General features: G+C 72.0%; 1 protein-coding gene and 1 pseudogene. Both read right to left on the reverse strand.

Features of this window, described 5'->3' with window-relative positions; all coding sequences use genetic code 11:
• Positions 1-871, reverse strand: an 871-nt coding sequence (locus tag ACSFA3_RS24520; protein WP_435507978.1) for an MFS transporter, incomplete at its 3' end; no start/stop codon positions are given.
• A gap of 2 nt (positions 872-873) precedes the next feature.
• Positions 874-1192: pseudogene (locus tag ACSFA3_RS24525) on the reverse strand (hypothetical protein); the annotation flags it as partial.

Consider the following 1192-nt stretch of genomic DNA (forward strand, 5'->3'; position numbering starts at 1 on the left):
GGTCGGTGATGAGCACCAGCGCCATGGACGCCGCGGCCAGCAGGCCGCTGCCGAGCAGCAGCGTGCTCGGCGAGAAGCGGGCGCGCAGCGCGTCGCCGCCGAAGCGCGCCGCTGCCATCGCGGCTGAGAAGCTTGCATAGGCCAGGGCGGCCTGTTGCTGAGGGCTGCCGATTTCCTGCTGCATATAGAGCACGCTCCAGTCGTAGATCGCGCCTTCGGCGATCAGGCCCAGCGCGGCCAGCACGCCCAGCACCGCGAGCGTGCCGCGGGGCAGCAGGAAGCCGTGGTCGGCCTCGGTGGCACCGCTGGTAGCGGGCCTGGGCAGCATGCGTGTCGAGGCCACGGCGACGAGCAGCACCATCGCGGCCGCGACCAGCAGCAGGTGCGCCTGCGCGCCAAGCCCTGCCGCCAGCGCGGCGCTGCCGCTCGCGGCACCGGCCATTCCGCCCAGGCTGAACATGCCGTGCATGCCGCTCATCAGGGGCGTGTCGCCGTGCAGTTCGAGTTGGGCCGCCTCGGTGTTGATCGACACGTCGAACACGCTGGTCACGAGGCCGAAAGCCGCCAGCAGAACCAGCAGCGCGGCATAGCCGGGCATCGCGATCAGGCCGGCCAGCAGCAGCGCGTAGATGCAGCCGCAAATGCCGGCCACGCGGCGCGGGCCGTGTCGGCCGATCCAGCGGCCCGCGCTGGTCAGACCGAACATCGCGCCGGCGCCGGCCGCGAGCATCGCCAGCCCGAGCTGCGCTTCGTCGATGCCGTAGTGCGCCTTGACCGTGGGCACATGCACGCCCCAGGTCGCGAAGATGAAGCCGGCGGCGAAGAATTGCGCGCGCGATGCCCAGCGCGTGGCTGCGGTAACGCCCACCATCCTCAGCGGCCGATCGCGAACACGGCGGGCAGGCGTTCGTCTGTGGTGGCTTGTGGCTTGGCGCGCCAGGATTTGTCCGTCTCGCTGCGCACGGGGGCGGAGGCGAGCGTCAGGCCGCGCGCGCGGAGCATGTCGAAGAAGGCCTCGGGCCGCGCGATGGCCGCCATTGCGGTCACGGGCTGGCCGGCAAGGGCGGCCCATGGCACACGCTTCCCGTCACTGCCCAACGTATCTTGCGCGAGAGCCCGGGTGGCCGTATAGCCCCCGGCAAAGGCCGGCCGTGCCCCGCTGTGCAGCAGCAGATCGCAGCGGCGCGGCCAG

The sequence above is a fragment of the Variovorax glucosi genome (genome assembly GCF_051216695.1).
Taxonomy (GTDB): Bacteria; Pseudomonadota; Gammaproteobacteria; order Burkholderiales; family Burkholderiaceae_C; genus Variovorax.